The organism is Sabulicella rubraurantiaca, from assembly GCF_017355885.1.
Classification (GTDB): domain Bacteria; phylum Pseudomonadota; class Alphaproteobacteria; order Acetobacterales; family Acetobacteraceae; genus Roseococcus; species Roseococcus rubraurantiacus.
Genome location: NZ_JAFEUU010000012.1, coordinates 62,261 through 88,470, shown reverse-complemented (window position 1 = coordinate 88,470; position 26,210 = coordinate 62,261). Strand labels below are relative to the sequence as shown.

Sequence of the window (26,210 nt, the reverse complement as noted above, 5' to 3'; positions counted from 1 at the left end):
TGCGAGCCCTGCCATGCGTCGCTCCCGCTCCATCCAGATCACAATCCTCGCCAGCGCTTCGCTGGCGCTCGCCGCGTGCGACAACAACGGGCCCGACCCTTCGTCCGAGAACTTCTTTCCCGACACCGCCTCCTGCACCACAGCCTTCGGCCAGGACGCAGCCTCGGAATGTGCTTCGGCCTTCCAGCACGCCTCCGTCGAGCACGCTGTCAGCGCGCCCCGCTTTACCTCCCAGGAGGCGTGCCGCGAGGCCACGGGCGGCAATGAATGCCAGATGATCCGCGACGAGATGGGGCGCAACATCGCCATTCCCATCATGGCGGGCATCGTCGCCGGCGCGATCACCGGTGCCTCGGCCGGGCGCGGGTTGATGCCGGTCTATGCCGGCCGGCCCACGAACGAAACCTGCCCAGAGCCTGACCGTCGGCAAGGCCTCTGCGAGCCCGCACGCCGCAGCGGCGGCAGCAGTTCATCATACATCCACTCCTTCTACACCGGCTCCTCCAGCACCCCGGTGGGTGCCACCCGCGGCGACCTGTCGCGCGGCACGCGCTTCCAGCCGACGACGAACGGCCAGATCCGCCTCGCCGAAGCCGCCATGCGCCCGCGCCCAGCGTTCTCCAGCGTGAGCCATGGCGGCCTCGGCGCGACGGGCCGCAGCTTCTCCTCCTCCGCCGCCTCCTGAGGGCACGGTGGAGCGCATCGAGATCGCGCCGCGCCAGGATTGGGCGCAGCGCGTCGCGCATTACGGCCTTGCCTACCACTCCCACGGCGAGGACCCCGCCCAGACCCAGAAGGGCGGCGGGCTATGGTGGCACGAAGGCGCCTTCTGGAAGATCAGCGAGGCCGAGGCTGATCTGCTGGACGACGCCACGGCTGAACTCCACAATCGCTGCCTCGACGCGCTGGACTTCCTGATGACCCGCGCCCCATCCCGGCTACAGTCGGAGTGGGGCTGGCCGCAATGGTTCATCGACGCCGCCAGGGCCTCCTGGCGCGACCGCGACCCTGCCCTCATGGGGCGCATGGACCTCGCATTCGACGACGAGCGCGGCGCGGTGAAGCTTCTCGAGATCAACGCTGACACGCCCACGCTCTGCATCGAGACGGCTCTCGTGCAATGGAACTGGCTGGAGGACTGCTTTCCCGGCAGCGACCAGTTCAACTCGTTGCACGAGAAGCTGTTGGTCCGCTTCAAGGACCTCGCCCTGCGCACCGGCGGCGCGCCTATTCACTTTGCCGCCTATCTCCACCTCGTCGAAGAGGCCCTTCACAGCATCTATTGGCAGGATCTGGCGCGGCAGGCCGGCATCACGGCGATCGGTCTCGACCTCGGACAGATCGGATCAGACGGCACGCAGCTCCTCGACGAGGACAACAACCGCATCGCCTTCCTGCACAAGCTCTATCCCTGGGAATGGGCGATCCGCGACGAATTCGGTCCCCTCCTCGCCTCGCGTGCCCAGGGCGTGCTGGAGCCGCCCTGGAAGGCCGCCCTATCCGACAAGGCCATCCTGGCGTTACTGCATGAAATGTTCCCCGACCATCCTCACATCCTGCCAGCCTTTCTCGGCCGACATGGCGAAAAGATGGGCCAGTGGGTCGAGAAGCCCTGTCTCGGGCGTGAGGGGCAGAACATCCGCATGACGCAGAACGGCAAGGTCGTGGAAGCGACGCCGGGCGAGTACGGCACTGCCAAGGCCCGCTGGATCACCCAAGCCTGCACCCGGCTGTCCCAGAAGGATGGCTGGAACGCCGTCATCGGCTCCTGGGTCGTGGGCGAGGGCGAAACCGGGGGGATCATCTTTCGCGAGGCCCGGACCCTGATCATGCGCGATGGTTCGCGGGTCGTGCCTCACCTGATGGGGTGAGGCCGGCCGCCGGGAGGGCACTGATCTCCGCCGGGCAGCGGAGCTGCCAGTCGAGCTGGCAGACGCCCCGTTCCCTGTCGGCCCTATCAGTCCAGCCGCGCCACTAAAGGCGCGACCCACTTCGTTGCGCAGGATTGACGTCCGCTACCTCGACCAGTGCAGAGCCCAAAGCGCTAGGTACGATGATCCCGCGGGTGATCGCGCCAGCTGGTACGCTCCATGGTGCGTGGACTGGGCGCCAGTGGAGGCCCAGTTCGAACTGGAGGAGTGCGCTCGAAGGCAGAGGAAGGAAGTGGCGTTGCCGACTACAGCTCTAGGCGCCGCTGGGACTTGCATCTCCGGCACCGCCTTTCGCCCACTGCATCCGAGGAAGCTCTACCGCAGACTATCAGCTGAAGCGCCGCCGGCGAGCAAGCGCTCCAAGCGCAACCAATCCGGTGACCATTAAGGCAAAAGTGCCAGGCTCCGAAACCGCGAAAGTTGGCCTGACCTCAAGGTGGTAGTTGGGAACTACACGGCTCAAGTTCTCGGTCGTCACGGTGATGACGGCAACGCCTCCGGGAAGGACTTCCTTACCACGGGCGAAAAACACATCATATTCCAAGCAGCGGCGTTCGCGGTCAGTGGCGCCGCCAACACCCCGTTCGGTGCGGTCGGCCACGTTGACGTCAGCGATGATCGTCCCGGCGAGAGATCCACCGCTGCCCGAGCCGGTCGAAAGGCAACCAACAAAGTCGCCGACGATCCGAAAATGCAGATCGGTCCAGGCGACCGAGTACCCATTCATCAGATGGAAGTTCCAGTACTGCAGATCGGCGCCGTCTGGATCAACGACACCGCGCGCCTGTTGGCCCGGGCGCGGGGGATCGTCCTGGTCTCTGGGATGAAGCACCATGCCGTTGTAGCCGAGCCCATTGGCAAAGACCTGCCAAACCGCTGGCTCCGGAGACAGCAGCATGTTCGCTGGGGGATCGCCACCCGGGTGGATCGTGTCTGCCTGCGTCGGCGTCAGTGCACCGACGAATGCTACGGCCAGTACGGCCACGCATGCACTTAAGTTCGGTTGCATCGGAGTTGCCCGCCTGGGCCACCAACTCACACCGAAACGGTACCCCAACCGGTCACCGATTTTCAAGCGCAAGCCGAGGCAACGTAGCAGGCTTGGGTTGGCACGGCTGCGGTCAATCAAGCGCGCCACAACCAAACCAAGCATTCGACTGCAGGTGATCTGAGAGAATAGCCCTCAACCGTTCTGCGGCGAGAGCCCCGGTCTTTCAAGCGCTAGCCTGTCCGCGCCTCTTGTGGATCGGCAGGCGCCCTTCGGAAATTTACTCAATAAAATCAGAGATTTAAGATGAGAACTGGCGGAGGGGATGGGATTCGAACCCACGAGACGGGTTATCCCCGTCTAACGGTTTAGCAAACCGCCGCCTTCGGCCACTCGGCCACCCCTCCGCAGGAGTGGAAAGTCACACGGCGTATGCCCCGCCCTGATACAGGCGGGGCCCCGCCGCGTCAAACCTCGTATCAGGACAGCGGCACCTCAAAACCGCGCTGGGTCGCGGGACGGGCCATCATACGCTCATACCAGGCGGCCACGTTGGGCAGTTCGTCGAGTGGGACCTGGTGCCGCTCGTGCCGCCAGGCCCAGCCGAGGATGGAGAAGTCAGCCACCGACGGCTCGCCGTCCGTCGCCACGAAATCCCGCCCAGCGAGGCGCCGGTCCAGCACGCCGTAGAGGCGCTTGGTTTCCTTGTGGTAGCGGTTGAAGCCGTAGTCGCGCGCCGGCCCCTCGGGCTGCATCAGGAAGTGGTGCACCTGCCCCGGCATCGGGCCGAAGCCGCCCATCTGCCACATCAGCCATTCCAGGACCGGAACGCGCTCGCGCAGGTCGCGGGGCAGGAAGCGTCCCGTCTTCTCGCCCAGGTAGAGGAGGATCGCGCCGCTCTCGAACACCGTGATCGGCTTCCCGCCCGGCCCGTCCGGATCCTTGATCGCCGGAATGCGATTATTGGGCGAGAAGGCGAGGAACTCCGGATTGAACTGCTCGTCCTTGCTGATGTTCACGGTCTTCACCGTGTAGGGCAGTCCCATCTCCTCCAGGGCCACGCTGATCTTGCGGCCATTGGGGGTGTTCCAGGTCCAGAGCTCGATCGCCATGCGGGGTCTTCCTTGCAGCTTGTGGCTTTCCCATATCCTAGGCTTCAAGAACTGGAAGGCACAGATGCCCCCGTCCGACGATGCCCTGGCCCGCATGCGCTTCGATGCGAACCGCAAGTCGCTGGTCGCCGCCTACGTGATCTGGTTCCTGCTGGGCTATGGGGGCGTTCACCGCATGTATCTCGGACGCTGGGTGTCGGGCGTGGTGATGCTCGGCATCTTCGCCCTGTCCTGGGTGCTGACCTTCGTTTTCATCGGCTATGCCGGGCTGGGGCTGATCTTCCTCTGGTGGATGCTCGACGCGCTGCTCATTCCGGGCATGGCGCGCAGCGCGGATCAACGCCTGATCGACACGCTGCGCCGCTGACCCCACAAGGCAGCGCTCGGAGGCGCCGCGCGTTGGACAAGCTTCCCGTGACGTCGAAGGAGGGAGAAGATGGCCGCCGACATCAAGATTGAGATCGAGGGTGACAGCGAGGAGGCCGTGGCCCTCGCCCTGCTCAAGCTCATCATGGAAAAGGACGAGGATGCGGATGTGGACCGCGCCTGGATCCTGGAAACCTATTCAGCCTGCCTCGCCACCGTGCGTGGGGCCCTCATCCTCGACGCCGATGACGAAGAGGAGGAGTACGACGATGAGGATGACGACGAGGGCGTTGACGAGGATGACGAGGATTCCGGCCCGGTGAAAAGCTGAGCCAGTGCGAAGTTCTAGACCGGTTCCTTCGCATCCCGTTGCGGAGGAGCCGGTCTAGATCATCAGGTCAGCGCAAGCTCCAGGCCGCAGGCGATCATGCTTCAGCTCAGCCCTGAAGCTTCGCCTTCAGCACCTCGTTCACCAGGGCCGGGTTCCCCTTGCCCTGCATCGCCTTCATCACCTGCCCGATGAAGAAGCCGAACAACTTATCCTTGCCGGAGCGGAACTCGGCCACCTTGTCGGCATTCGCGGCCAGCACCGCATCTGCCGCCGCCTCGATGGCGCCCGTGTCCTTCACCTGTTTCAGGCCGCGCGATTCGACGATGGCGGCAGGATCCTCATCCGCCTCCAGCATGATCTCGAACACATCCTTGGCGATCTTGCCGCTGATCGTGCCGTCGGCGATCAGGTCCAGCAGGCGCCCCAGGTGGCGCGCCGAAACCGGGCTGTCCGACACGTCGCGCTTCAGCCGGTTCAGCGCGGCGAAGTAGTCGCCCGTCACCCAGTTCGCGGCCAGCTTGGCGTCGCGGCCCTGCGCGACCTCCTCGAAGAACACGGCCGTGTCCTTTTCCAGCGTCAGCACATGCGCGTCATAAGGCGACAACCCCATGGCGACGTAGCGCGCGCGCCGCGCATCCGGCAGTTCCGGCAGACCGGCCTTCAGCCCATCCACGAAATCCTGCGTGAACACCAGCGGCGGCAGGTCCGGATCGGGGAAATAGCGGTAGTCATGCGCATCCTCCTTGGAGCGCATGGAGCGAGTGACGCCGCGCCCGGTGTCGAAGAGGCGCGTCTCCTGCTCCACCGTGCCGCCGGATTCCCAGACCTCGATCTGCCGGCGTGCCTCGGCCTCCACCGCCTGCATGACGAAGCGGATCGAGTTGACGTTCTTCACCTCGCAGCGCGTGCGGAACCCCTCGCCCGGCTTGCGGACGGAGACATTGACGTCGGCGCGCAGCGAGCCCTCGTCCATGTTGCCGTCGCAGGTGCCCAAGTAGCGCATGATCTGACGCAGCTTGGTCAGATAGGCCCCCGCCTCTTCCGGCGAGCGCATGTCGGGCTCGGAGACGATCTCCATCAGCGCGACGCCGGAGCGGTTGAGATCGATGAAGGACTTGGCCGCGTGCTGGTCATGCAGCGACTTGCCTGCATCCTGCTCCAGATGGAGGCGCGTAATACCGATCGTCTTGGTGGAACCGTCCGCCAGCGTGATCTCCACCTCGCCCTTGCCGACGATGGGGTGGGCGAACTGGCTGATCTGGTAGCCCTGCGGCAGGTCGGCATAGAAGTAGTTCTTGCGGTCGAAGCGGGACCAAAGATGGATCTCCGCGTTCAGGCCGAGCCCCGTCCGCACTGCCTGCGCCACGCATTCGCCGTTGATGACGGGCAGCATCCCCGGCATCCCGGCATCCACGAAGGAAACCTGGCTGTTCGGCGCCGCGCCGAAGGCGGTGGCGGCGCCGCTGAACAGCTTGGCCTGCGAGGTGACCTGGGCATGGACCTCCAGCCCGATCACCAGCTCCCAACCGTCGATCGTGTAGCTCATGCGACCATTCCAGGCTTGGCGGTGAAATTCGCCGCGCGCTCCAGCGCCGCGCCGGCAGCGAAGAGCGACTCCTCCTCGAAGGGGCGGCCCAGGATCTGCAAGCCCAGCGGCAACCCCTCGGCCGAGAGCCCGGCCGGGACGGAAATGCCCGGGATGCCCGCGAGGTTCGCGGTGATGGTGAAGACGTCGTTCAGGTACATGGTCACCGGGTCGCTCGGCTGGTCATCCAGCGCGAAGGCGGCAGTGGGGGTGGCCGGCGTCAGGATGGCGTCGCAGCTTTCCCAGGCCTGCTCGAAGTCGCGGCGGATCAGGGCGCGCAGCTTCTGGGCCTTCAGGTAGTAAGCCTCGTAATAGCCGGCGCTTAGCACATAGGTGCCGATCAGGATGCGGCGCTGCACCTCGGCCCCGAAGCCGGCGGCGCGGCTGCGCTCGTAGAGGTCGTTCAGCCCGTCGCCCTGCCCCGCCACGCGCAGCCCGTAACGCACGCCGTCATAGCGCGCGAGGTTGGACGACGCCTCGGCGGGCGCGACGATGTAGTAGGTGGCCAAAGCGTGCTTCGTGTGCGGCAGAGAGATCGGGACGATCTCCGCCCCCGCCTCCTTCAGCCATTCGAGCCCCTGGTCCCACACGCGGGCAATCTCAGGCGACAAACCCTCCAGGCGGTATTCCGCCGGCACGCCGATCCGCATCCCCTTCACCGAGCGGCCGCAAGCGGTCGCGAAGTCGGGCACCGGCACATCGGCGCTGGTGGAGTCCTTCGGGTCGTGCCCCGCCATCTCGCGCAGGAGGATGGCGCAATCCTCCACCGTGCGCGCCATCGGCCCCGCCTGATCAAGCGAGGACGCATAGGCGATGATGCCCCAGCGCGAGACGCGCCCGTAGGTCGGCTTGATGCCGGCGACGCCGCAGAAAGCGGCGGGCTGGCGGATGGAGCCGCCCGTATCCGTCGCCATGGTGCCGGGCGCCAGACGCGCCGCGACCGCCGCGGCCGATGCACCGGAGGATCCTCCCGGCACCAGCTTCCGGTTGTCGGAGGACCAGGGGTTGATCGTCGGCCCGTGCGCGCTGTTGCTGTTGGTCGAGCCCATGGCGAACTCGTCCAGGTTCAGCTTGCCGAGGGAGACGGCGCCCGCCGCCTTCAGCTTCGCCGTGACCGTGCTCTCATAGGGCGGCACGAAGTTGCCGAGGATCTTCGACCCGGCCGTGGTCCGGACGCCTTCGGTGCAGAACAGGTCCTTCAACCCGAGGGGAATACCCTCCAGCGCGCCGCGCTGCTTGCGGGCGTCGCTTTCGCGGGCCGCGTCGAGCGTCTGTTCGGCATGCAGCGTGACATAGGCGTTCAGGCGCGGGTTCAGCGCCTCGATGGCGCGCAGATGCGCCTCGGCCAATTCGACGGCGTTCGTCTCGCCCGATTTCAGCGCCTTGAGGGCGCCGGCGACGGTCAGTTCGGTCAGCATCACTCCACCACCTTGGGCACGCCGAAATAGTCGCCCTCGCGGTCCGGGGCGTTGGCCAGCACTTCGTCCACCTTCCCGCCATCGGAGACGCGGTCCTCGCGCCAGGGTAGGCTCGCGCCACCGGGATTGCCGCCCGCCAGCGGCTCCACCCCTTCCGTGTCCACGGACTGGAGTTGCTCCACCCAGCCGAGGATGCCGTTCAGCTCGGCCTGAAGGCCGGGGATCTCGTTTTCTTCCACGCGCAGCCGGGCCAGCCGGGCCACGCGCTTCACCGTCTCGGCGTCGAGCGACATGGGATTCGCCAATTCCGCTAGAGGAGGGCCATAAGGCCGGTCATGCCCCTTCTATCCATGGCGTCCCTCCGTGCAAGCCTCGCGCCCGGCCAGCGCCTGCTGGGGCTGGACCTCGGCAGCAAGACGGTGGGGCTGGCGCTGACCGACGTGTCGCTCATGCTCGCCTCCCCCCATCCGCCGATGAAGCGGGACAAGCTGTCGCGCAATGCGGCGGAGATATCGCGCATCGCCGCGGCCATGGGCGTGGGCGGTCTGGTGGTGGGTCATCCGCTTTCCATGGACGGGTCGCGCGGCCCGGCCGCCCAGGCGGCGGGAGACTGGGCGCTGGCGCTCTCCGAGGCGACAGGGCTGCTCTGCGCCCTGTGGGATGAGCGGCTGTCCAGCGCCGCGGTGAACCGCGCCATGATCCAGGAAGCCGACCTGACCCGGAAGAAACGCGCGGCGGCGGTGGATTCGGCCGCCGCCGCATGGATGCTGCAAGGCGCGCTGGACGCAACCCGCCCAGGGTGAGCCGGTCCCTGCCCTGGGCAACCCGCCTTCCCCGCGCTACCAAGCTTCGGCAGCGCAGGGGATGGGCACGGGATGACTCGTGGGCACGTTGGCGGGGATGCGGAGCGATGAGCGGCTTTTCCTTTCCCATCCTTCCGACCGGCCATCTCCTCGCCATCGAGGGGCTGGAACCGCCACATATCTCCGCCCTGCTCGACCTCGCGGAGAGCTACGCGCTGCTGAACCGTCAGGGGAAGACGCAGCGCGACCTGCTCAAGGGCCGCACCCTCATCAACCTGTTCTTCGAGGATTCGACTCGCACCCGCACCTCCTTTGAACTGGCGGGCAAGCGACTGGGCGCGGACATCGTGAACATGTCCGTCTCCACCTCCAGCGTGAACAAGGGCGAGACGCTGCTGGACACGGCAGCGACGCTGAATGCCATGAACACCGACCTGCTGGTGGTGCGCCACGGCCAGTCCGGCGCGCCGGCGCTGCTGGCGCAGAAGGTGGATGCGGCCGTCATCAATGCCGGCGACGGCACGCATGAGCATCCGACCCAGGCCCTGCTGGACGCGCTGACCATCCGGCGCCGCAAGGGCCGCCTGGAGGAACTCGTGGTCTCGATCTGCGGCGACGTTTTGCATTCGCGCGTCGCCCGCTCCAACATCCACCTGCTTTCCGCCATGGGGGCGCGGCTGCGCGTCGTTGGCCCGCCCACGCTGATCCCAAGTGAATGCGCCCGCCTCGGCGTCGAAGTGTTCCACGACATGCGTGCGGGGCTGGAGGGCACCGACGTGGTGATGATGCTGCGCCTGCAGAAGGAGCGCATGACGGGCGGCCTCGTCCCATCGAGCCGCGAGTATTTCCGCTTCTTCGGCCTGGACGCGGCCAAGCTTGCCGTCGCCAAGCCCGACGCCATCGTCATGCATCCCGGCCCGATGAACCGCGGCATCGAGATCGACAGCGCCGTGGCCGACGACCCCGCGCGCTCCGTGATCGGCGAGCAGGTGGAGATGGGCGTCGCGGTCCGCATGGCCGTGCTGGACGTGCTGTCCCGCCGTCTGCGGCGCAACGCCTGATGCCGCGCCTCGCGAAGGCCGGCGAGGCGGAGGCGCTGCACGACCTCGTGCGCGGGGCCTACGCCCATTACGTGCCGCGACTGGGGCGCGAGCCCTTCCCGATGACTGACGACTACGCCGCGCGCATCCGTGCCGGCCAGGCTTGGGTGGAGGAGCAGGACGGGCAGATCCTCGGCGTGCTGGTGCTGGAGGACACGCCGGAGGGGCTGCTGCTCGACAACATCGCCGTTGCCGCCTCGCTGCGCGGCCAGGGGATTGGCCGAAAGCTGCTGCGCTTCGTGGAGGAGGAGGCGCTACGACGCGGCCATCCCCGCGTCTGGCTCTACACCAACGAGAAGATGACCGAGAACATCGCCCTCTACACAAGGCTCGGCTACGCCGAGACGCATCGCGGCGAGGAGAAGGGCTTCCGCCGGGTCTTCATGGAGAAGCGCCTCGCATGACGCCGCTGCTCATCACCAATGCGCGCATCCTGGACCCGGCCTCGGGCCTCGACGCGGTCGGGTCTCTGCTGGTGGAGGATGGGCGCATCGCCAGCCTGACCGGCGCTCCCTCGGAGGGGGCGGAGACGCTGGATGCGGGTGGCGCGGTGCTGTGCCCCGGCCTCGTGGATCTGCGCGCCACGGTGGGCGAGCCGGGGGCGGAGCACCGGGAGACCATCGCCAGCGCCGCCGAGGCGGCCGCCTCGGGCGGCATCACGACGCTATGCACTCTGCCGGACACGGAGCCGGCGCTGGACGACCCGGCGCTGGTCGAATTCGTGATCAGGCGCGGCGAAGCCACCGGCTCGCTCACCATCTTGCCCTGGGGCGCCGCGACCAAGTCCTGCGCAGGCAAGGAGCTCTCCGAATTCGGCCTGCTGCGCGAGGCAGGGGCGGTCGGCTTCACCGATGGCTCCCGCGCCATCGGCCCGGCCCGGACCATGCGCCTCGCCTTGTCCTATGCGCGCGCTTTCGGCGCCATGGTGGTGCAGCATCCGGAGGAACCGTCCCTCGCCGGGACCGGCGCGGCGACGGAGGGCGAGCTGGCGACGCGCCTTGGCCTGCCCGGCATCCCGGCGGCGGCCGAGGCGATCCAGGTGGCGCGCGACATCGCCCTGGCGCAGCTGACCGGCGGGCATGTCCATTTCGCCCATGTCAGCACGGGCGCGGCGCTCGACCTGATCCGCGAGGCCAAGGCGGAGGGGCTGCGCGTCACCTGCGACACCGCACCGCCCTATTTCGACCTGAACGAGACGGCGATCGGCGGCTTCCGCACCTATGCCAAGCTTTCCCCGCCCCTGCGGCGAGAGGAGGACCGGCTGGCGGTGGTGGCGGCGCTGAAGGACGGGACGGTGGATGCCATCGCCTCCGATCACACGCCGCGCGACGCGGACGACAAGCGCCTGCCCTTCGCCCAGGCCGCACCGGGCGGGGCCGGGCTGGCGACGCTGCTGGGGGTCACACTGGCCCGCGTCCATGCCGGCGACCTCGCCCTTCCCGAGGCCATTGCGCTGCTGACCTCCCGCCCCGCCGCGCTGCTGGGAATCGAGGCTGGGCGGATCGCCCCCGGCGCCCCGGCCGATCTGTGCCTCTTCCATCCCACCCGCGCCTGGCAGGTGCGGGACGGGAAGCTGCCGGGCAAGGCACAGAACTCGCCCTTCGACGGGCGGGCGCTGGAGGGCTGCGTCATCGGCACCTGGAAGCGCGGGAGGCGGGTCTTCGGATGATGGATGCGCTGGGCGCCGCGATCCTGGCCGCGCTGCTGGGGTCCATTCCCTTCGGACTGATCCTGACCCGTGCCGCGGGGCTGGGCGATATCCGCGCCATCGGCTCGGGCAATATCGGCGCGACCAATGTCCTGCGGACCGGCAGCCGCAAGCTGGCGGCCGCGACGCTGCTGCTGGACGGACTGAAGGGCACCGTGGCGGTGCTGCTGGCAGGCTGGCTCTTCGGTCCGGAATGGGCGCCGCTTGCCGCACTGGCCGCGGTGCTGGGCCATTGCTTCCCGCCCTGGCTCGGCTTCCGCGGCGGCAAGGGTGTGGCGACGGCGCTAGGCGTGATGCTCGGCTTGGCTTGGCCCGTCTTCGTCGTCGCCGCCTTGTCCTGGCTGGTGGCGGCGAAGCTGTCGCGCATCTCCTCCGTCGGCGCCCTGACCGCCATGGCGGTGTCGCCCCTTGCTGCGCTGGTCTTTGCCGATGGGCGCACGGCACTTGCCCTGTTGCTGGTCGCCGCGATCGTGTTCTGGCGCCACCGGGAAAACATCGCGCGACTGGGTGCCGGGACCGAGCCGCGGATCGGCGAGGGCAAGTGACCCTCGCGCGGCTCCGCCTCGCCCGCACCGAGGGGGTCGGGGCGGTGATGCAGCGCCGCCTGCTGGTCCGGCACGGCTCCGCCGAGGCGGCGCTGGAGGCGCTCGGGCCGCGCGCCTTCTCCCGCGACGCAGCGCGGCGGGAGATGGAGGCGCTGGAGCGGCGCGGGGCGCGGCTGCTGTTTCCCGGTGACCCGGACTATCCGCCCCTGCTCGCCCTGCTGGATGACGCGCCGCATGTCCTGGCGGTAGAGGGCTCCCTCGCTCCCTTCGCCCTGCGCGGCGTAGCGCTGGTAGGGGCGCGCAACGCCTCCGCCCATGGCTGCCGCTTCGCCGAGGAACTGGCCGAGGCGCTGGCGCTGAAGGACATCGCCGTAATCTCCGGTCTCGCGCGCGGCATTGACGGCGCCGCCCATGTGGGCGCGCTGCGGACCGGCACGACAATCGCCTGCATCGCCGGCGGGCTGGACGTGCCCTACCCGCGCGAGAACGCGAAGCTGCAGCGCCGCATCGTCGAGGAGGGCGGCGCGGTGGTCAGCGAGGCGCCGCTCGGCACCGCGCCCCTCGCCCGGCACTTTCCACGCCGCAACCGCATCGTCGCCGGGCTGTCGCTGGGTGTGGTGGTGATCGAGGCAGCCCGACAATCCGGGACGCTCATCACCGCCCGCCTCGCGGTGGAAGCAGGGCGGGAGATCTTCGCCGTTCCGGGCCACCCGCACGACCCGCGCTCCCATGGCGCCAACGACCTGATCCGCCAGGGCGCCCACCTCACAGAAGGGGTGGAGGATGTGCTGCTGCACCTCCCGGACGCGCCGCTGAGCCGCCCAACCTTGCGCCAGATGGAGCTTCCGGAACTCCGCCTGGAGGAGCCGGCGCCCCTTCCAACTCTGGGATGCGCTGCGCAAGTGCTTGAAATGCTTGGCGCAACACCCATGCCCGTTGACGAGTTGGGACGGCGCTGCCAGCTATCGCGGCCCGAACTCGCGGCCCTTCTGACCGATCTGGAACTGGAGGGCCGAATCGAAACCCTGCCCGGCAACCGGGTGGCGCTGGCCTCCTGAGGCCCTGAAGGATCGCAACGTGGCGAATGTTGTTGTCGTCGAAAGCCCTGCCAAGGCCAAGACCATCGAGAAGTACCTGGGGTCCGACTTCCGTGTCCTCGCCTCCTTCGGCCATGTGCGCGACCTGCCCCCCAAGGACGGCTCCGTCCGGCCGGAGGAGGATTTCGCCATGGATTGGGAGGCGGATGACCGCGGCCAGAAGCAGGTCCGCGCCATCGCCTCGGCGCTGAAGGGGGCGGACCGCCTCTATCTCGCCACCGACCCGGATCGCGAGGGCGAGGCGATTTCCTGGCACGTGCAGGAGATGCTGCAACGCCAGGGCGCGCTGCGCGGCAAGAAGGTCGCGCGCATCACCTTCAACGAGATCACCAAGCGCGCCGTCCAGCACGCCATCGCCCACCCGCGCGAGCTCGACACCCCGCTGATCGAGGCCTACCTGGCGCGCCGCGCCCTGGACTACCTGGTCGGGTTCCGCCTCTCCCCGGTGCTGTGGCGCAAGCTGCCTGGTTCCCGCTCCGCGGGCCGGGTGCAGTCCGTCGCGCTGCGTCTGATCTGCGAGCGCGAGGCAGAGATCGAGAGCTTCATCCCGCGCGAGTACTGGACGGTGCAGGCCCGCTTCGCCACACCCTCCGGCGCGCCCTTCACCGCGCGGCTGACGCACCACGAGGGACGCAAGCTCGACCAGTTCGACCTGAACGACGAGGCCAAGGCGATGCGCGCCAAGGCCGCCGTCGAGGCGGGCGAGTTCAGCGTCGCCTCGGTGGAGAAGCGCCGGGTCCGCCGTAACCCGCCGCCGCCCTTCCAGACCAGCACCCTCCAGCAGGAGGCAAGCCGCAAGCTGGGCTTCGGCGCGCAGATGACCATGCGCACCGCCCAATCCCTTTATGAGGGGGTGGAGATCGGCGGCGAGACGGTCGGCCTCATCACCTATATGCGGACCGACGGCGTGCAGATGGCGCGCGAGGCGATCCAGGAGCTGCGTTCCCACATCAAGGGCGCCTTCGGAGAGGACTATGTTCCGGGCGCCCCGCGCGAATACTCCTCCCGCGCCAAGAACGCGCAGGAGGCGCACGAGGCAATCCGCCCGACCGACGTATCCCGCACGCCGGAAAAGGTCGCCCGCTACCTGTCTGAGCAGCAGCGCCGCCTCTACGAGCTGGTCTGGAAGCGCGCCGTCGCGTCGCAGATGCAGTCGGCCGAGCTGGACCAGACCACCGTCGAGATTGACGACAAGTCGGGCCGCACCAAGCTGCGCGCGACGGGCAGCGTGATCGCCTTCGACGGGTTCCTGAAGCTCTACAAGGAAGACCGCGACGATGTGGCGGATGACGACGACGAGACGCGCATCCTGCCGCCCATGCGCGAGAAGGACCCGCTGAAGCGTGGCGAGGTGATGGCGGAGCAGCATTTCACCCAGCCCCCGCCCCGCTATTCCGAGGCATCGCTGGTGAAGAAGCTGGAGGAGCTGGGCATCGGCCGCCCCTCCACCTACGCCTCCATCCTCCAAGTGCTGCAGGACCGCGAGTACGTGCGGCTCGACCGCAAGCGCTTCGTGCCGGAGGATCGCGGCCGCCTCGTCACCGCCTTCCTGGTCAGCTACTTCGAGCGCTACGTGGATACCGGCTTCACCGCCGGGCTCGAGGAGCAGCTGGACGACATCTCCGGCGGCCGGGCTGACTGGCGCGCGGTGATGCGCCGCTTCTGGGAGGATTTCGCCCGGGCGCTGGACGCCACCTCCGACCTCAAGATCAGCGACGTGATCGACCGTCTGGATGAGGAGCTGGGGCCGCATTTCTTCCCGCGCCGCGCCGATGACGGCACCGATCCCCGCCTCTGCCCCGCCTGCAACGCGGGGCGGCTCGGGCTGCGGCTGGGCCGGACCGGCGCCTTCATCGGCTGCTCCAACTACCCCGAATGCCGCTACACCCGCCCGCTCGCCGTGCCGGGGGCGGAGGGCGAGTCCGGGGGCGGGTTCCAGGAGGGCATCCGCGTGCTCGGCACCGACCCGGCGACGGGCGAAGAGGTGACGATGCGGCGTGGTCCCTATGGGGTCTATGTCCAGCTGGGCGAAGGGACGACGGATGCGAAGGGCAAGGCGGTGAAGCCGCGCCGCGCCTCGCTGCCGCGCGGGTCGGACCCGGAGGGGATGGATCTCGACCGCGCCCTCGCCCTGCTCTCCATGCCGCGCATCGTCGGGGTGCATCCGGAAGCCGGCGAAGAGATCACGAGCAACCTTGGCCGCTTCGGGCCGTATCTGAAGATGGGGAACTTGTCCAAGTCGCTCGACCGGGACGACGACCCCCTGACGATCGGGCTGAACCGCGCCGTGGCGTTGCTGGCCGATGCCAAGCCCCGCGGCGTGACGCTGGGCGAGCACCCGAAGGGCGGTGGCCCGGTGGAGGTGCGGCGCGGGCGCTTCGGCCCCTTCGTCATGCATGGCAAGCGCGTGGCGAATCTGCCGCGCGGGACGGAGATGGAGCAGGTGACGCTGGACGAGGCCGTGACCCTCCTGGCCGAGAAGGGCAAGGAGATGGCGCCGCTGAAGGGCCGCAAGGGCGCGGCCAAGGCCAAGCCGGCCGCGAAGTCGGCAAAGGCCGAGGCGCCTGCCGAGGCCGCGCCCCGCAAGGCGCCGGTCCGGAAGGCGGCTGCCGCCACGGCGAAGAAGCCGGCGGCGGCCAAGAAGCCCGCGGCGCGCAAGGCCGCCTCCGCGAAGAAGGCGGTCTGATTTGGTGAGGCGCGGCCCCCCGGCGAAAGGCCACAAAGCGCGGCCGGGGGCGAAGGCCACCCGCGCCCCCCGCGCCAAGGTAAAGGGGGCGCCGCGCGCCATCGCCCTGCCCTCCCGCGCCGAGATCCGCGCCTTCCTCGCCCAGGCGCAGGGCCGCGTCGGCAAGACGGAGATCGCCCGGCATTTCGGCCTGCCAACCGAGATGCGCCCCGCGCTGCGCCAGCTCCTCTCCGAGATGACGGCCGAGGGCGCCGCCGCCCCGGTCGGCAAGCGCACCCTGCGTGCGCCAGAGCGCCTGCCCGACACGGCTGTGGTGGAAGTCACGGGGACCGACCCGGATGGCGACGCCATCGCGCGGCCGGTGAACTGGGGCGGCGAGGGCCGGCCGGTCATCTATATGCATGCGGAGCGGCGAGGGCAGCCTGCCCTCGCCCCGGGCGAGCGCGTCCTGGCCCGGCTGCGCCACATCACCGGGGAGAAATACGAGGGCCGCACCCTGAAGCGCCTGGGCACGGCGGGCGAGGCGCGGCGGGTCCTTGGCATCTACAACAAGGGCCGCATCACCCCCACCGACCGCCGCCACAAGGCGGAATGGGACGTGCCCGAGGGCGAGCATGGCGGTGCCGAGCATGGCGAGATCGTGCTGGCCGAGGCCCTGCCCTCCTCCGGCTTCGGGCGGCGCCCGGCGCGGGTGGTGGAACGGCTGGGTATGTCCGGGGAGGCGCGATCCATTTCCCTGATCTGCATTCACCAGCACGGCATTCCGGACGTCTTCCCGGAGGAGGCGCTGGCCGAGGCCAAGCGCGCAAGGGGCGTTGCCCTGGGCAAGCGCACCGACCTGCGCGACCTGCCGCTGGTGACGATCGACGGCGAGGATGCGCGCGACTTCGACGACGCCGTCTTCGCCGAGCCGGATGGCGAGGGCTGGCGCGTGGTCGTCGCCATCGCCGATGTCGCGCACTACGTGCAGACGGGCTCGGCACTGGACCGCGAGGCCTGGGCACGCGGCAACAGCGTGTATTTCCCCGACCGCGTCGTGCCCATGCTGCCCGAGGCACTCTCCAATGGCTGGTGCTCGCTGAAGCCGGAGGAGGAGCGCGGCTGCCTTTTCGTCGAGATGCGCTTCGACAAGTCGGGCACCAAGACCGAACACCGCTTCGGGCGCGGCCTCATGCGCTCCTTCGCGCGGCTCACCTACGAGTCGGTCCAGGCGCATCACGGTGCCGGGACCGACCCGGAGGCGCTGGAGCGCGGCCATGTCGGGCAGCTCTACGGCGCCTTCCGCGCCCTGCTGGCGGCGCGGGAACGGCGCGGCACGCTCGATCTCGACCTGCCGGAGCGCAAGGTCGTTCTCAGCCCGGAGGGTAAGGTGCTGGGCGTCTCGCCCCGCCCGCGCCTCGATAGCCACCGGCTGATCGAGGAGTTCATGGTCGCCGCCAATGTCTGCGCGGCGGAGGAGCTGGAGCGGCTCGGCCAGCCCTGCATGTACCGGATCCACGCGCCGCCGAGCGAGGAGAAGCTGCTCTCCCTGCGCGAGTTCCTGTCCACGCTGGGATTGTCGCTGAACCCGCAGGGCCAACTGCGCCCGGGTGATTTCGCGAACCTCCTCCAGCAGGTGGAGGGGCGGCCCGAGGCGCGGATGGTCCATGAGACGGTGCTGCGCTCGCAATCCCAGGCGGCGTACGAGCCAGACAATATCGGGCATTTCGGCCTCGCCCTCGCCCGCTATGCCCATTTCACCAGCCCGATCCGGCGGTATGCCGACTTGCTGGTGCACCGCGCCCTGGTGCGGGGGCTGAAGCTCGGCACGGACGGGCTGACGGAGGCGGAAGCCGCCCGCTTCGTCGAGACGGGCGAGCACATCACCGCGACGGAGCGCCGCGCCGCCCAGGCGGAGCGGGATGCGGTGGACCGCTACCTCACCGCCTTCCTGTCGGACAAGGTTGGGGCGACCTTCGCCGCCCGCATCTCCGGCATCCACCCCTTCGGCCTGTTCGTGACGCTGGAGGAGACGGGGGCCAGCGGCTTCGTCCCGATGAAGGCCCTGCCCGACGACCATTGGCTGGTGGAGGAGGGCAATCGCCGCCTCCTGGGCCGCCACTCCCGCCAGATCCTGTCCCTGGGCGACCCGGTCGAGGCCCGGCTGCGGGAGGCCAATCCGACCACCGGCTCTCTGGTCTTCGACCTCCAGATGGGCGGGGCCCCGGCACGGATCACGGGACGGGACCGCCGAAGAAAGGGTTGACCCCTGGGTCTTGGGCGCTAGAAACGCCTTTCCGATTTTCCACAGCGCGCGAAGACCACCGACATGGCCAAGGCCAACACCATCCTCATCAAGCTGAACAGCACGGCCGACACGGGCTACTACTACGTCACGAAGAAGAATGCCCGTACCGCGACCGGCAAGCTGGAGCTGAAGAAGTACGACCCCGTCGCGCGCAAGCACGTCGTCTTCCGCGAAGGCAAGATCAAGTAAGCAGCGACGGGCGGCCGCCCTGGCCGCCTGAGACCGGCGGTGCTGCGCGGGCTCAGCCCGCGACCGGCTCTGCCACGCGGACGCAGTTCCGCCCCTCGGCCTTGGCCCTGTAGAGGGCCCGGTCGGCCTGCTCGATCAGCATATCCGCCGGGGTTCCGGCCACGCCTGTCGCGATCCCGATGGAGATCGTGACCGGCAGAATGAGATTCGCCGCGATCACGGGGTCCGCCGACACCACCTCCCGCAGCCGCTCCGCCGCCATCAGCGCGAAGGGGGCGCGGGCATTCGGCAGCACGATCAGGAATTCCTCGCCGCCCCAGCGCGCCACGACGTCGGCCACGCGCACCTGCGACCTCAGCCGGCTGGCGACCTCCTTCAGCGCGATGTCCCCCACGCCGTGGCCATGTGTGTCGTTGATGGACTTGAAGCGGTCGATGTCCAGCAGCAGCACCGCCGCTTCTTCCGAGCGGAGCAGCGAGTCGAGGTGCCGGCGCACGTAGCGCCGGTTCCGCAGCCCGGTCAGCGGGTCGGTCACGGCCAGTTCGAGCGACCGGTCCAGCTCGGTCTTCAGGCGCTCCTGGAAGCGCTTGCGTCGGACTTGATTCCGGACCCGGGCACGGAGTTCGTTTGGGTCCACCGGGCGGAAGCAATGATCATTCGCGCCTAGATCGAAGCCGCGCAGCACCTGCTGCCTTTGCGTCGGTTCGGCGAGGAGGAGCAGGGGGACATCGCGCGTCGCCGCGTGGGCGCGCAGGCGGGAGGCGATGCGCAGCTCCTCCGCTCCTTCTTCGGACAGGGAGAGGAGGACCAGATCGAAGCTGCCCTCCATCGCCCGGCGCCAGCATTCCTCGGCGGAGAAGATGGAGGTGACGGCGATGCCATCCTGCGCCAGGGCCTCGGTGACGGCGGCAGCTTCGCGCCCGTCCTGGGTGAGAAGCAGCGCCGTCGCGCCCAAGACCGGCACGTCGAGGCCGCTCAGCCCCTCCACTCCCAGATTCTGCGCCGTTTCGGCGCGAAGCCGCCAGGCGTCCTGAACTTGCTTCACGCGCAGCAGCGCCCGCAACCGCGCGAAAAGGGTCGCGTTGTCCACGGGTTTCGTGAGGAAGTCGTCGGCCCCTGCCTCCAGCCCCCGCACCCGTTCAGTGCTGTCGGTGAGGGCCGTGACCATCACCACCGGGATGTGCTGCGTCCTCGGGTCGGCCTTGAGGGCGCGGCAGACTTCATAGCCGTCCATCCCCGGCATCATGACGTCGAGGAGAATGATGTCGGGCAGTTGCGTGAAAGCCGTCTGCAGGGCCTCCGGGCCGCTGGAGGCCAGCATCACCTCGTAATATTCGCTGACGAGCTTCGCCTCGATCAGCCGGAGATTGGCTGCGATGTCATCCACCGCGAGGATGCGCGCGGTCATGCCGCTTCCCTCAACATAAGGGCCACCGCCGCATGTCCGATCTCACCCTGAACCCCGGCACCGAGGATGCCAACAAGGCGCTGTTCTTCCGCCGCTGGCTCCGCAACCCACTGCAGATGGGATCCATCATCCCTTCCTCGCGGACGCTTTGCCGCAAGATCGCGGCCGCAGTGCGGCGCGAGCCGGATGAGCACGTGCTGGAACTGGGCGCCGGGACCGGAGTCATCTCCCGTGCTCTCCTGGAGCACGGCGTACCCGCCTCGCGGCTCACGGTGGTCGAGATCGTGCCAGAGATGGCGGAGTTCCTGCGCGATTCGCTGCCCGGCGTGAACGTGGTGCAGGGCGACGCCTTCGACCTCGCGGCCTCGCTGCCCACCGCGATGCGCGGCCGGATCGGGACGGCGATCTGCGGCATCCCGCTGGTGCTGCTGCCGCTGGAACGGCAGCAGGCCTTCGTGGATGCGGTGGAAGCTGTGGCTCCCGGCAAGGGCTTCCTGCTCTACACCTACTGCGCGACCTCGCCCCTGCCCTACCGGAAGCTGGGTCTCAACGCGGTCCGCGAGGCCTTCACGCCGCTGAACTTTCCGCCCGCAAGCGTTTGGCGCTACACGCCGCGCCCAGCCTGACACCGAGTGAAAAGGAAGCCGCATTGACGGCTTCCTAACATGTCTTGGACCGAGGCGGGAGGGATGACTTGTCAGCCCCGGTCGGATCAATGTGGACAGTTTTGGCCTTCAGGCGCTGGTCAGGACCTTCTCGCTGCCGTCCGGCGTCTTCAGCCGGGCGATAAGCCGCGGACGGGGGCCGCGCCGGACCCGCATCGCTCCTTCCAGCCCGCGATCGGCCAGCGCGGCCAGGACTTGGTCGGCCTCGGGATGCTCCGCTTCCAGTCCGAGGAGCCGGCATTGGCTGTCGCGCAGCCGCTTGCCCGCCCGCTCGCCCCGCCACTCGATCAGCGCGGGAAGGAGGTTGTCCATGTCCTGGCGCTGCGGCGGGATGGCCATGCGCCAATGGAGGTCGCCGCGCCGTATCTCGCGCAACTCGCCGCCACGCGGGCCGAGCCGCGCGACCAGCGCATCCATCGCCCCCGTGCGCGCGACCCAGCCGACGAGCGCCGGCCCCGTTTCCAGCATCAGACGCACGGATGGCTCGTCGAGGTCGAACAGGCGTGGATGGACCGGCTGGGGCTGCTTGGGATCGGCCGCGATCACCTCCAGGTAGGAGTCAGGGCCGAGACCAAGCAGCATGTTGTGGGTGCCGGCACCCTCGTGGATGCCGCCCGTCTGGCACTTCACCCCCAGCTCGCGCTCGACGAACGCAGCCCCCTCTTCCAGCGTCCGCGCACCAAGGACGATGTGGTCGATCTCCGCCATGGCTCAGCGGGCCCCAGCCGGGTGCCGCCCGGCCAGCATGAAGGCGGGGCAGCCATCGCGAGGCGGCAGGCTCTGCAGGCAATTCGGTGCGGGCATGTCGTTCCCTCTTCCCTCGAAAAGAAACGATGCCGGGGTCGCCGCGCCGCGTCCAGCGAGTTGACCCTTCAGCCGAAGGCGCGTTCCACGCGCGGGCCGGGCGGAGGCACCGCGGCGACTTCGCGGATGATCTTTCGGCGCACCGCCTGCTCGAAGCTTTCGAAGCCCTCTGCCACCATCAGGAAGGCGCCGGGCCCGCCGATCACACGCTCCTGATAATACTCGTCCAGTGGCTGCATCTGGCCGAGCCCCGCAGGCGGCGGCGTCCGGTCCAGCACGGCGAGGCCGTTCAGCACGATGCCCTGGTCCAGTGCCTCCTGCCGCGCCAGCCCGACATCGCGGCCCGAGTTATTGATGCCGTCGCCGGAGATGTCCACGACGCGGCGCGTCCCCTCGAAGCCCTGGCCAAACAGCTTGGCGGCATAGTCGATGGCCCCTGAGATGGAGGTGTAGAGATGGGTCCGTCGCGGCGCTTGGTCCACGGTGCGGGCGAAGCGCTCGCATGCGGCGGGGCTATCCAGCAGCATCCAGGGCACGAGGTGCTCCTGGATGTTCCAGTCCGACCAGGTGAACAAGGTGACGGCGACACTGCCGATCGGGCCGCGCATCATCGCCTCGGCAAGGCGCGGATCCCGGAAGGCATTGGCATAGCCGCGGAACTGCATCTCCTGCTCCTCCGCGTCCACGGAGCGGGATACGTCCACGGCGAGGACCAATTCCACGTCCACGGGTTCCAGCGCCTTGGCGGGTCCGGCGCGCAGGATGGCAGGCGCGGCGAGGGCCGCGACGAGAATGGAACGACGAAACATCCGACCCTCCTCAACTCAGGGGAAATCGCTTCCCCCGGGGCCGTGCCGCATCTACTCCCGTCGTTGCGGAAAAGGATAAGGCGGACAGGTCAGGCTGCAAGACCTATTTGCTGCACCGCACAAACAATTTCCGATTGCATGCGTCCCGAAAGCATCAAGTACGCTCGCGGTTGCGAAAGGAAAATTGCAAATGTCAAGGAAAATTTTTGGCCGCGCCCTCAACCCTAAAACCGCGTGGAGGCGAAGCGCTCATCGCTCTTGAGCCGGTCCCGTAGCGCGATCACACGCGATGGCACGTCCCCGGCCATTTTTGGCATGCTCATCTCGATGAAATCCACTAGCACCGCCGTGGTCACATCGGCCTGAGTGAGGCGGCCCAGTGCGAGGTAGTCCGAACTCCTTAGCCGCTCGTCGAGCAGACGCAGCGCCGCGAGGGCCGTTGCAATCTGGTTGGCGATGCCTTGCTGCCACCGGAACTCTTCCGGCCGGCGCGCGCCCTCGTAAAAGGCCGCAACGGTCCTTTCCATGGCGCCAAGCGCGAAGACGGTGGCCCGCATCGCCTCACGCCGCGCCGCGCCGGAACGGGGCATCAGCGCCTCGTCTCCGGCCTCCTCGTCGAGGTGGTCGAGGATGGCGCTGCTGTCCACCAGCATCTCGCCGCCGTCCAGGATCAGGGCCGGAACGCGTCCGAGGGGGTTCACCTCGCGGATCTTGTCCCACTCGGTGACGACGGAGAGCGGCACGCTCTCCCACTCCATTCCGTAAAAATTGAGCGTCACCGCGACGCGGCGGACGAAGGGCGAGAGCATGCGGCCAACAAGCTTCACGACGGTGTCCTTTCAAGCCGTCCCCGCGCGGGCAGAAGCGCAGGGGTGACGAAACCGGCTTCAGGAAACAGCGGAAGCGCGTGAGGCGCCAGCAGGGTGCCTCAGAAGCCCGCGTCGGGCTGCGCCAGGTAGGCTTGCTCCGCCGGGGTGGATTCGCGGCCGAGCGTCGCGTTGCGGTGGGGAAAGCGCCCGAAGCGGCGGATGACCTGCCAATGCCGCCACGCATAGTCGATCGTGCCGCCCGGCGCGGCGTGGGCCGAGTGATCACGCAGCCCCTCGAACAGCGCCACGGACAGGTCCTGGTCCGCCATCGCCTCGCCATGCTCGAAGGGAAGGTAGAGGAAGGCGCGTTGCGTCGGCGTCAGGCAGAGGTCGTGCCGACGCCCCAGAACCGCGATTCGCGCCACGTCGCGCGCATGGGCGTCGCTGGCGAAGGCCTCTGGCGTGCCGCGATGGAGGTTGCGCGGGAACTGGTCCAGCACGAGAACCAAGGCCAGCGCTCCGTCCGGCGTCCCGGCCCATTCATCCAGCTCGCCCTTGCGGGCCGGTTCCACCAGCGCGCCGAAGCGGCTGCGGATCTCGGCGTCGAAGGCGTCGTCGCGCATGAACCAGGCGCGCCGGAACGCATCTGGCCCCTCGCTGAACCAGAAATCGAGGATGTCCTGCTTCAAAGGGCGCGCTCGAGCAGCCGGATGGAATGGATGGCCTCCCGCCCCGACAGGTCGCGGATCTGGTGGCGGCAAGAGAAGCCGTCCGCGACGACCACATCGCCCGGCGCGGCGGCGCGCACCGCCGGCAGCAGCGACAATTCTGCCATCGCCTTTGACGCCTCCTGATTCTTCGCCTCGTAGCCGAAGGCCCCGGCCATGCCACAGCAGGAGGAGGCGATGGGCTTCACCTCCATCTCCGGCACGGCGCGCAGCGCTTTCACCGCCGCCGGGAAGGCACCGAAGGCCTTCTGGTGGCAATGCCCGTGCACATGCGCGGCCGGAGCGACCGGCTTCAGCCCTTCCGGTCCGCCCTCGCGCTCCATCCACTCGCTCGCCAGCATGGCGCGCCTCGCCAGCTTCGCGCTGGCCTCGCCGGGCAGCAGGGCCGGGAACTCGTCGCGCAGCGTCATGAGGCAGGAAGGCTCAAGGCCGATCACTGGCGCGTCGCTGGCTGACAGGGCCTCGATGGTCCGCTGCGCCTCGCGCTTCGCTTCCTCGACCATCCCGGCCGCGAGGTAGGTGCGGCCGCAGCAGAGTGGGCGCGAATCCGACGGGTGCTGCGCGGCGCGCACCGTGTAGCCGGCGGCGCCCAGTACCCGCACCGCCGCGCGAAGATTCTCCGGCTCGAAGTTGCGGTTGAAGCTGTCGGCGAAAAGCAGCACCTCGCCCATCGTGCCTTCCGCCTTCGCCTCCCCATCCCGGAAGATGTCCGAGCGGAAGGCAGGGAAATGCCGTTCCGCCGCAAGGCCGAGACTCCGCTCCGCCCAGCGCCGCAGCGGCTTCATCCCGAACAGCGCGTTCGGCACGGCTGGGGCGAGGCTGGCCCAGCGCGCCAGGCGCGGCAGGTGCCCCAGCAGCTTGTCGCGCAGCGCGAGACCATGCGTGGCGCGCCGCGCCGCCAGCGCCTCGATCTTCATGCGCGCCATGTCCACGCCGGTCGGGCATTCGCGCTTGCAGCCCTTGCAGGAGACGCACAGCGACAGCGCCTCCATCACCGTATCGCTGGCCAAGCCCTCCGGCCCAAGCTGCCCGGTCAGCGCGAGGCGCAGCGTGTTGGCGCGGCCGCGCGTCAGGTCCCGCTCGTTCCGCGTGACGCGGTAGGAGGGGCACATGACATTGGCGTCGAACTTCCGGCAGGTGCCGTTATTGTTGCACATCTCGACCGCGCCGAGCAGCGAGCCGGGATGCTCCGACCAGTCCAGTACCGGCTTGCCGGCCGTGTGCGGTCCGTACTCGGGTGCGTAGCGGAACAGCGTCCGGTCATCCATCTTCGGCGCGCGGACGACGCGGCCCGGATTCAGCAGCGCGCCCGGGTCGAAGATGTCCTTCACCTCCTCGAAGGCGCGGGCCATGCGGGCGCCGAACATCGGCTCGTTGAACTCGGAGCGGACGATGCCGTCGCCATGCTCGCCGGAATGGCTGCCCTTGTACTCGCGCACCAGGGCGAAGCATTCCTCGGCGATCTCGCGCATGCGGCGCACGTCGCCGCCATCCTTCATGTTCAGCACCGGGCGGACATGCAGGCAGCCGACGCTGGCATGGGCGTACCAAGTGCCCTTCACCCCGTGCCTGTCGAAGACGCCGGTCAGCCGCTCCGTGTAGTCGGCCAGATCCTCCAGCGGGACGGCGCAATCCTCGATGAAGGAGACGGGCTTCGCGTCGCCCTTCATGCTCATCATGATGTTCAGCCCGGCCTCGCGCACTTCGGCCACGGCGGCCTGGGTCGCGGCGTCGGTCACGCGCACCACCTGCCCAGGCAGGCCCAGCGTCGCCATCATGTCGTCCAGCGCATCGAGACCGCGCAGGAGGGGCGCATCCTCGAAGCCGTGGAACTCCACGATCAGCAGGCTGTCCGGCTCGCCGATCAGCATCCCTTCGATGGTCTTGCGGTAGATCGGGATGGAGCGGCCCAGATCGATCATGGTGCGGTCCACGAGTTCCACCGCCTCGGGGTCCAGCTTCACCAGGTGCTGCGCCGCCTCCATGGCGCGGCGGAAGGTGGGGAACTGGCAGATGCCGACCACCTTGCGCGGCTTGATCGGCCAGAGCTTCAGGTCCAGCGCCGCCGAGAAGGCGAGCGTCCCCTCGCTGCCCACCAGCAGGCGCGACAGGTTGCCGCGTCCGTTCGCCCGTGCATCCGGCGTCAGCGCGTCCAGGTTGTAGCCGCCGACGCGCCGCAGCACGGGGGGAAAGCGCTCCGCAATCTCAGCCGCCTCGCGCTCGCCCAGCGCGTGCAGCCGGGCGACGAGGTCGGTGTTGGGCGCATTCTCGCCGAAGACGTGGCGCGACCCGTCGGCCAGGATCGCGTCGATGGCGCGGACGTTATCGGCCATCAGCCCATAGCGGATGGACTTGGACCCGCAGGAGTTGTTGCCGGCCATGCCGCCGATGGTGCAGCGCGCCCAGGTCGAGGGGTCCACGGGGAAGAAGACCCCCTTGGGTTTCAGCGCCTCGTTCAGCGCGCCCAGGGTGATGCCTGGCTCCACCCGCGCCGTGTCGCCCTCCACGGACAGGACGCGGCGCAGATGCTTCGTGCAGTCCAGCACCAGGGCGCGGTTCACCGTCTGCCCGCATTGCGAGGTCCCGCCGCCGCGCGGCAGCACGGGCACCCCCTCCTCCCGGCAGATGGCGATGGCCGCTTCCACGTCGGCGGCCGTGCGCGGCACCACCACCCCCACCGGCTCCACCTGGTAGATGCTGGCATCGGTGGCGTAGCGGCCGCGGTCGCCCTCCGACCAGAGCACCTCGCCCTCCGTCTCGCGGCGCAGGCGCTCGGCCAGGCGGGAATCGCCGATGCGGTTCTTGGGCAGGGTGATCGCGTTCATGCGGGGCTATCTAGCG

General features: G+C 68.7%; 25 protein-coding genes and 1 tRNA gene. 14 read left to right on the top strand and 12 right to left on the bottom strand.

All coding sequences use genetic code 11. The annotated features are described in order from the left end of the window. Positions 1 to 13 precede the first annotated feature (13 nt). Together JTJ31_RS18395 and JTJ31_RS18390 are read left to right on the top strand one after the other, a co-directional pair. Positions 14 to 685 carry a DUF1190 domain-containing protein gene (locus tag JTJ31_RS18395; protein WP_207540188.1) on the top strand — a complete coding sequence of 224 codons (672 nt, stop codon included), beginning with the start codon at positions 14 to 16 and terminating at the stop codon, positions 683 to 685. Positions 686 to 692: 7 nt separating this feature from the next. Next, positions 693 to 1,871: a glutathionylspermidine synthase family protein gene (locus JTJ31_RS18390; RefSeq protein ID WP_207540187.1), complete on the top strand. Its 1,179-nt coding sequence runs from the start codon at positions 693 to 695 to the stop codon at positions 1,869 to 1,871. Positions 1,872 to 2,259: 388 nt separating this feature from the next. Here JTJ31_RS18390 and JTJ31_RS18385 read toward each other — a convergent pair whose 3' ends face one another. From JTJ31_RS18385 to JTJ31_RS18375, 3 genes are all read right to left on the bottom strand, one after another. Further along, positions 2,260 to 2,940 (bottom strand): PEP-CTERM sorting domain-containing protein, encoded by a 681-nt coding sequence (locus JTJ31_RS18385; RefSeq protein WP_207540186.1) that lies wholly within the window; start codon positions 2,938 to 2,940, stop codon positions 2,260 to 2,262. Between the two features lie 293 nt (positions 2,941 to 3,233). Next, positions 3,234 to 3,326 (bottom strand) — tRNA-Ser (locus tag JTJ31_RS18380). Positions 3,327 to 3,398: 72 nt separating this feature from the next. Next, positions 3,399 to 4,031: a glutathione S-transferase family protein gene (locus JTJ31_RS18375; protein WP_207540185.1), complete on the bottom strand. Its 633-nt coding sequence runs from the start codon at positions 4,029 to 4,031 to the stop codon at positions 3,399 to 3,401. A 64-nt stretch (positions 4,032 to 4,095) separates the two neighbouring features. On the opposite strand from JTJ31_RS18375, the gene JTJ31_RS18370 reads away from it, so the two are divergent. Next, positions 4,096 to 4,398, top strand: a complete 303-nt coding sequence (locus JTJ31_RS18370) for a TM2 domain-containing protein (protein WP_207540184.1) — start codon at positions 4,096 to 4,098, stop codon at positions 4,396 to 4,398. 69 nt (positions 4,399 to 4,467) lie between these two features. Beyond that, a complete protein-coding gene (locus JTJ31_RS18365; RefSeq protein ID WP_207540183.1) occupies positions 4,468 to 4,728 on the top strand; it encodes a hypothetical protein in 261 nt (86 codons plus the stop codon). A gap of 106 nt (positions 4,729 to 4,834) precedes the next feature. On the opposite strand, the gene gatB is transcribed toward JTJ31_RS18365, so the two are convergent. Genes gatB through gatC form a run of 3 tightly spaced genes read right to left on the bottom strand, consistent with a single transcriptional unit; the run spans position 4,835 to position 8,024 of the window. Beyond that, complete coding sequence (gatB, locus tag JTJ31_RS18360) at positions 4,835 to 6,274, bottom strand: Asp-tRNA(Asn)/Glu-tRNA(Gln) amidotransferase subunit GatB (RefSeq protein ID WP_207540182.1); 1,440 nt, start codon at positions 6,272 to 6,274, stop codon at positions 4,835 to 4,837. Further along, entirely contained in the window at positions 6,271 to 7,731 is a 1,461-nt protein-coding gene (gene gatA, locus JTJ31_RS18355; RefSeq protein ID WP_207540181.1) for an Asp-tRNA(Asn)/Glu-tRNA(Gln) amidotransferase subunit GatA, read from the bottom strand. The genes gatB and gatA overlap by 4 nt, the downstream gene beginning before the upstream one ends. Then, on the bottom strand, positions 7,731 to 8,024 hold the full coding sequence (gatC, locus tag JTJ31_RS18350; RefSeq protein WP_207540180.1) for an Asp-tRNA(Asn)/Glu-tRNA(Gln) amidotransferase subunit GatC: 294 nt from the start codon (positions 8,022 to 8,024) through the stop codon (positions 7,731 to 7,733). The genes gatA and gatC overlap by 1 nt, the downstream gene beginning before the upstream one ends. A 42-nt stretch (positions 8,025 to 8,066) precedes the next feature. On the opposite strand from gatC, the gene ruvX reads away from it, so the two are divergent. The 9 genes from ruvX (at position 8,067) to rpmG (ending at position 18,146) form a co-directional block, all read left to right on the top strand. Further along, a complete protein-coding gene (gene ruvX / locus JTJ31_RS18345) occupies positions 8,067 to 8,534 on the top strand; it encodes a Holliday junction resolvase RuvX (protein ID WP_207540179.1) in 468 nt (155 codons plus the stop codon). 107 nt (positions 8,535 to 8,641) lie between these two features. Continuing rightward, the gene (locus JTJ31_RS18340; protein WP_207540178.1) at positions 8,642 to 9,595 is read left to right on the top strand and encodes an aspartate carbamoyltransferase catalytic subunit; all 954 of its coding nucleotides are present in this window, start codon (positions 8,642 to 8,644) and stop codon (positions 9,593 to 9,595) included. Next, the gene (locus JTJ31_RS18335) at positions 9,595 to 10,038 is read left to right on the top strand and encodes a GNAT family N-acetyltransferase (protein ID WP_207540177.1); all 444 of its coding nucleotides are present in this window, start codon (positions 9,595 to 9,597) and stop codon (positions 10,036 to 10,038) included. The genes JTJ31_RS18340 and JTJ31_RS18335 overlap by 1 nt, the downstream gene beginning before the upstream one ends. After that, positions 10,035 to 11,303: a dihydroorotase gene (locus JTJ31_RS18330; protein ID WP_207540176.1), complete on the top strand. Its 1,269-nt coding sequence runs from the start codon at positions 10,035 to 10,037 to the stop codon at positions 11,301 to 11,303. The genes JTJ31_RS18335 and JTJ31_RS18330 overlap by 4 nt, the downstream gene beginning before the upstream one ends. Next, on the top strand, positions 11,303 to 11,887 hold the full coding sequence (plsY, locus tag JTJ31_RS18325) for a glycerol-3-phosphate 1-O-acyltransferase PlsY (protein WP_457852413.1): 585 nt from the start codon (positions 11,303 to 11,305) through the stop codon (positions 11,885 to 11,887). Before JTJ31_RS18330 ends, plsY begins: the two co-directional genes overlap by 1 nt. Continuing rightward, positions 11,884 to 12,945, top strand: a complete 1,062-nt coding sequence (gene dprA / locus JTJ31_RS18320; protein WP_328805774.1) for a DNA-processing protein DprA — start codon at positions 11,884 to 11,886, stop codon at positions 12,943 to 12,945. Before plsY ends, dprA begins: the two co-directional genes overlap by 4 nt. 19 nt (positions 12,946 to 12,964) lie before the next feature. Continuing rightward, a complete protein-coding gene (gene topA / locus JTJ31_RS18315) occupies positions 12,965 to 15,670 on the top strand; it encodes a type I DNA topoisomerase (RefSeq protein WP_207540174.1) in 2,706 nt (901 codons plus the stop codon). Positions 15,671 to 15,674: 4 nt separating this feature from the next. Then, the gene (rnr, locus tag JTJ31_RS18310) at positions 15,675 to 17,915 is read left to right on the top strand and encodes a ribonuclease R (protein ID WP_207540173.1); all 2,241 of its coding nucleotides are present in this window, start codon (positions 15,675 to 15,677) and stop codon (positions 17,913 to 17,915) included. Positions 17,916 to 17,978: 63 nt separating this feature from the next. Further along, on the top strand, positions 17,979 to 18,146 hold the full coding sequence (gene rpmG / locus JTJ31_RS18305; protein ID WP_207540172.1) for a 50S ribosomal protein L33: 168 nt from the start codon (positions 17,979 to 17,981) through the stop codon (positions 18,144 to 18,146). 52 nt (positions 18,147 to 18,198) lie between these two features. Here the strand turns inward: rpmG and JTJ31_RS18300 are convergent, their stop codons facing one another. Next, positions 18,199 to 19,554 carry a PleD family two-component system response regulator gene (locus JTJ31_RS18300; RefSeq protein ID WP_207540171.1) on the bottom strand — a complete coding sequence of 452 codons (1,356 nt, stop codon included), beginning with the start codon at positions 19,552 to 19,554 and terminating at the stop codon, positions 18,199 to 18,201. Between the two features lie 32 nt (positions 19,555 to 19,586). On the opposite strand from JTJ31_RS18300, the gene JTJ31_RS18295 reads away from it, so the two are divergent. Continuing rightward, entirely contained in the window at positions 19,587 to 20,180 is a 594-nt protein-coding gene (locus JTJ31_RS18295; protein ID WP_207540170.1) for a class I SAM-dependent methyltransferase, read from the top strand. Between the two features lie 108 nt (positions 20,181 to 20,288). Here the strand turns inward: JTJ31_RS18295 and JTJ31_RS18290 are convergent, their stop codons facing one another. The 5 genes from JTJ31_RS18290 to JTJ31_RS18270 form a co-directional block, all read right to left on the bottom strand. After that, on the bottom strand, positions 20,289 to 20,927 hold the full coding sequence (locus JTJ31_RS18290; protein ID WP_207540169.1) for a VOC family protein: 639 nt from the start codon (positions 20,925 to 20,927) through the stop codon (positions 20,289 to 20,291). A gap of 164 nt (positions 20,928 to 21,091) precedes the next feature. Then, positions 21,092 to 21,832: a DUF1194 domain-containing protein gene (locus JTJ31_RS18285; protein ID WP_207540168.1), complete on the bottom strand. Its 741-nt coding sequence runs from the start codon at positions 21,830 to 21,832 to the stop codon at positions 21,092 to 21,094. Between the two features lie 224 nt (positions 21,833 to 22,056). Next, entirely contained in the window at positions 22,057 to 22,659 is a 603-nt protein-coding gene (locus JTJ31_RS18280) for a glutathione S-transferase family protein (RefSeq protein WP_207540167.1), read from the bottom strand. Between the two features lie 101 nt (positions 22,660 to 22,760). Further along, positions 22,761 to 23,330: a DUF924 family protein gene (locus JTJ31_RS18275; RefSeq protein WP_207540166.1), complete on the bottom strand. Its 570-nt coding sequence runs from the start codon at positions 23,328 to 23,330 to the stop codon at positions 22,761 to 22,763. Continuing rightward, the gene (locus tag JTJ31_RS18270; protein WP_207540165.1) at positions 23,327 to 26,194 is read right to left on the bottom strand and encodes an FAD-binding and (Fe-S)-binding domain-containing protein; all 2,868 of its coding nucleotides are present in this window, start codon (positions 26,192 to 26,194) and stop codon (positions 23,327 to 23,329) included. The genes JTJ31_RS18275 and JTJ31_RS18270 overlap by 4 nt, the downstream gene beginning before the upstream one ends. Positions 26,195 to 26,210: the final 16 nt, after the last annotated feature.

Bases quoted from the DNA above. Each gene is read 5' to 3' on its own strand.
- JTJ31_RS18395 (WP_207540188.1), top strand. From the start codon at position 14: ATGCGTCGCTCCCGCTCCATCCAGATCACAATCCTCGCCAGCGCTTCG.
- JTJ31_RS18385 (WP_207540186.1), bottom strand. From the start codon at position 2,940: ATGCAACCGAACTTAAGTGCATGCGTGGCCGTACTGGCCGTAGCATTC.
- JTJ31_RS18375 (WP_207540185.1), bottom strand. From the start codon at position 4,031: ATGGCGATCGAGCTCTGGACCTGGAACACCCCCAATGGCCGCAAGATC.
- JTJ31_RS18370 (WP_207540184.1), top strand. From the start codon at position 4,096: ATGCCCCCGTCCGACGATGCCCTGGCCCGCATGCGCTTCGATGCGAAC.
- JTJ31_RS18365 (WP_207540183.1), top strand. From the start codon at position 4,468: ATGGCCGCCGACATCAAGATTGAGATCGAGGGTGACAGCGAGGAGGCC.
- gatB (WP_207540182.1), bottom strand. From the start codon at position 6,274: ATGAGCTACACGATCGACGGTTGGGAGCTGGTGATCGGGCTGGAGGTC.
- gatA (WP_207540181.1), bottom strand. From the start codon at position 7,731: ATGCTGACCGAACTGACCGTCGCCGGCGCCCTCAAGGCGCTGAAATCG.
- gatC (WP_207540180.1), bottom strand. From the start codon at position 8,024: ATGTCGCTCGACGCCGAGACGGTGAAGCGCGTGGCCCGGCTGGCCCGG.
- ruvX (WP_207540179.1), top strand. From the start codon at position 8,067: ATGCCCCTTCTATCCATGGCGTCCCTCCGTGCAAGCCTCGCGCCCGGC.
- JTJ31_RS18340 (WP_207540178.1), top strand. From the start codon at position 8,642: ATGAGCGGCTTTTCCTTTCCCATCCTTCCGACCGGCCATCTCCTCGCC.
- JTJ31_RS18335 (WP_207540177.1), top strand. From the start codon at position 9,595: ATGCCGCGCCTCGCGAAGGCCGGCGAGGCGGAGGCGCTGCACGACCTC.
- JTJ31_RS18330 (WP_207540176.1), top strand. From the start codon at position 10,035: ATGACGCCGCTGCTCATCACCAATGCGCGCATCCTGGACCCGGCCTCG.
- plsY (WP_457852413.1), top strand. From the start codon at position 11,303: ATGGATGCGCTGGGCGCCGCGATCCTGGCCGCGCTGCTGGGGTCCATT.
- rpmG (WP_207540172.1), top strand. From the start codon at position 17,979: ATGGCCAAGGCCAACACCATCCTCATCAAGCTGAACAGCACGGCCGAC.
- JTJ31_RS18300 (WP_207540171.1), bottom strand. From the start codon at position 19,554: ATGACCGCGCGCATCCTCGCGGTGGATGACATCGCAGCCAATCTCCGG.
- JTJ31_RS18295 (WP_207540170.1), top strand. From the start codon at position 19,587: ATGTCCGATCTCACCCTGAACCCCGGCACCGAGGATGCCAACAAGGCG.
- JTJ31_RS18290 (WP_207540169.1), bottom strand. From the start codon at position 20,927: ATGGCGGAGATCGACCACATCGTCCTTGGTGCGCGGACGCTGGAAGAG.
- JTJ31_RS18285 (WP_207540168.1), bottom strand. From the start codon at position 21,832: ATGTTTCGTCGTTCCATTCTCGTCGCGGCCCTCGCCGCGCCTGCCATC.
- JTJ31_RS18270 (WP_207540165.1), bottom strand. From the start codon at position 26,194: ATGAACGCGATCACCCTGCCCAAGAACCGCATCGGCGATTCCCGCCTG.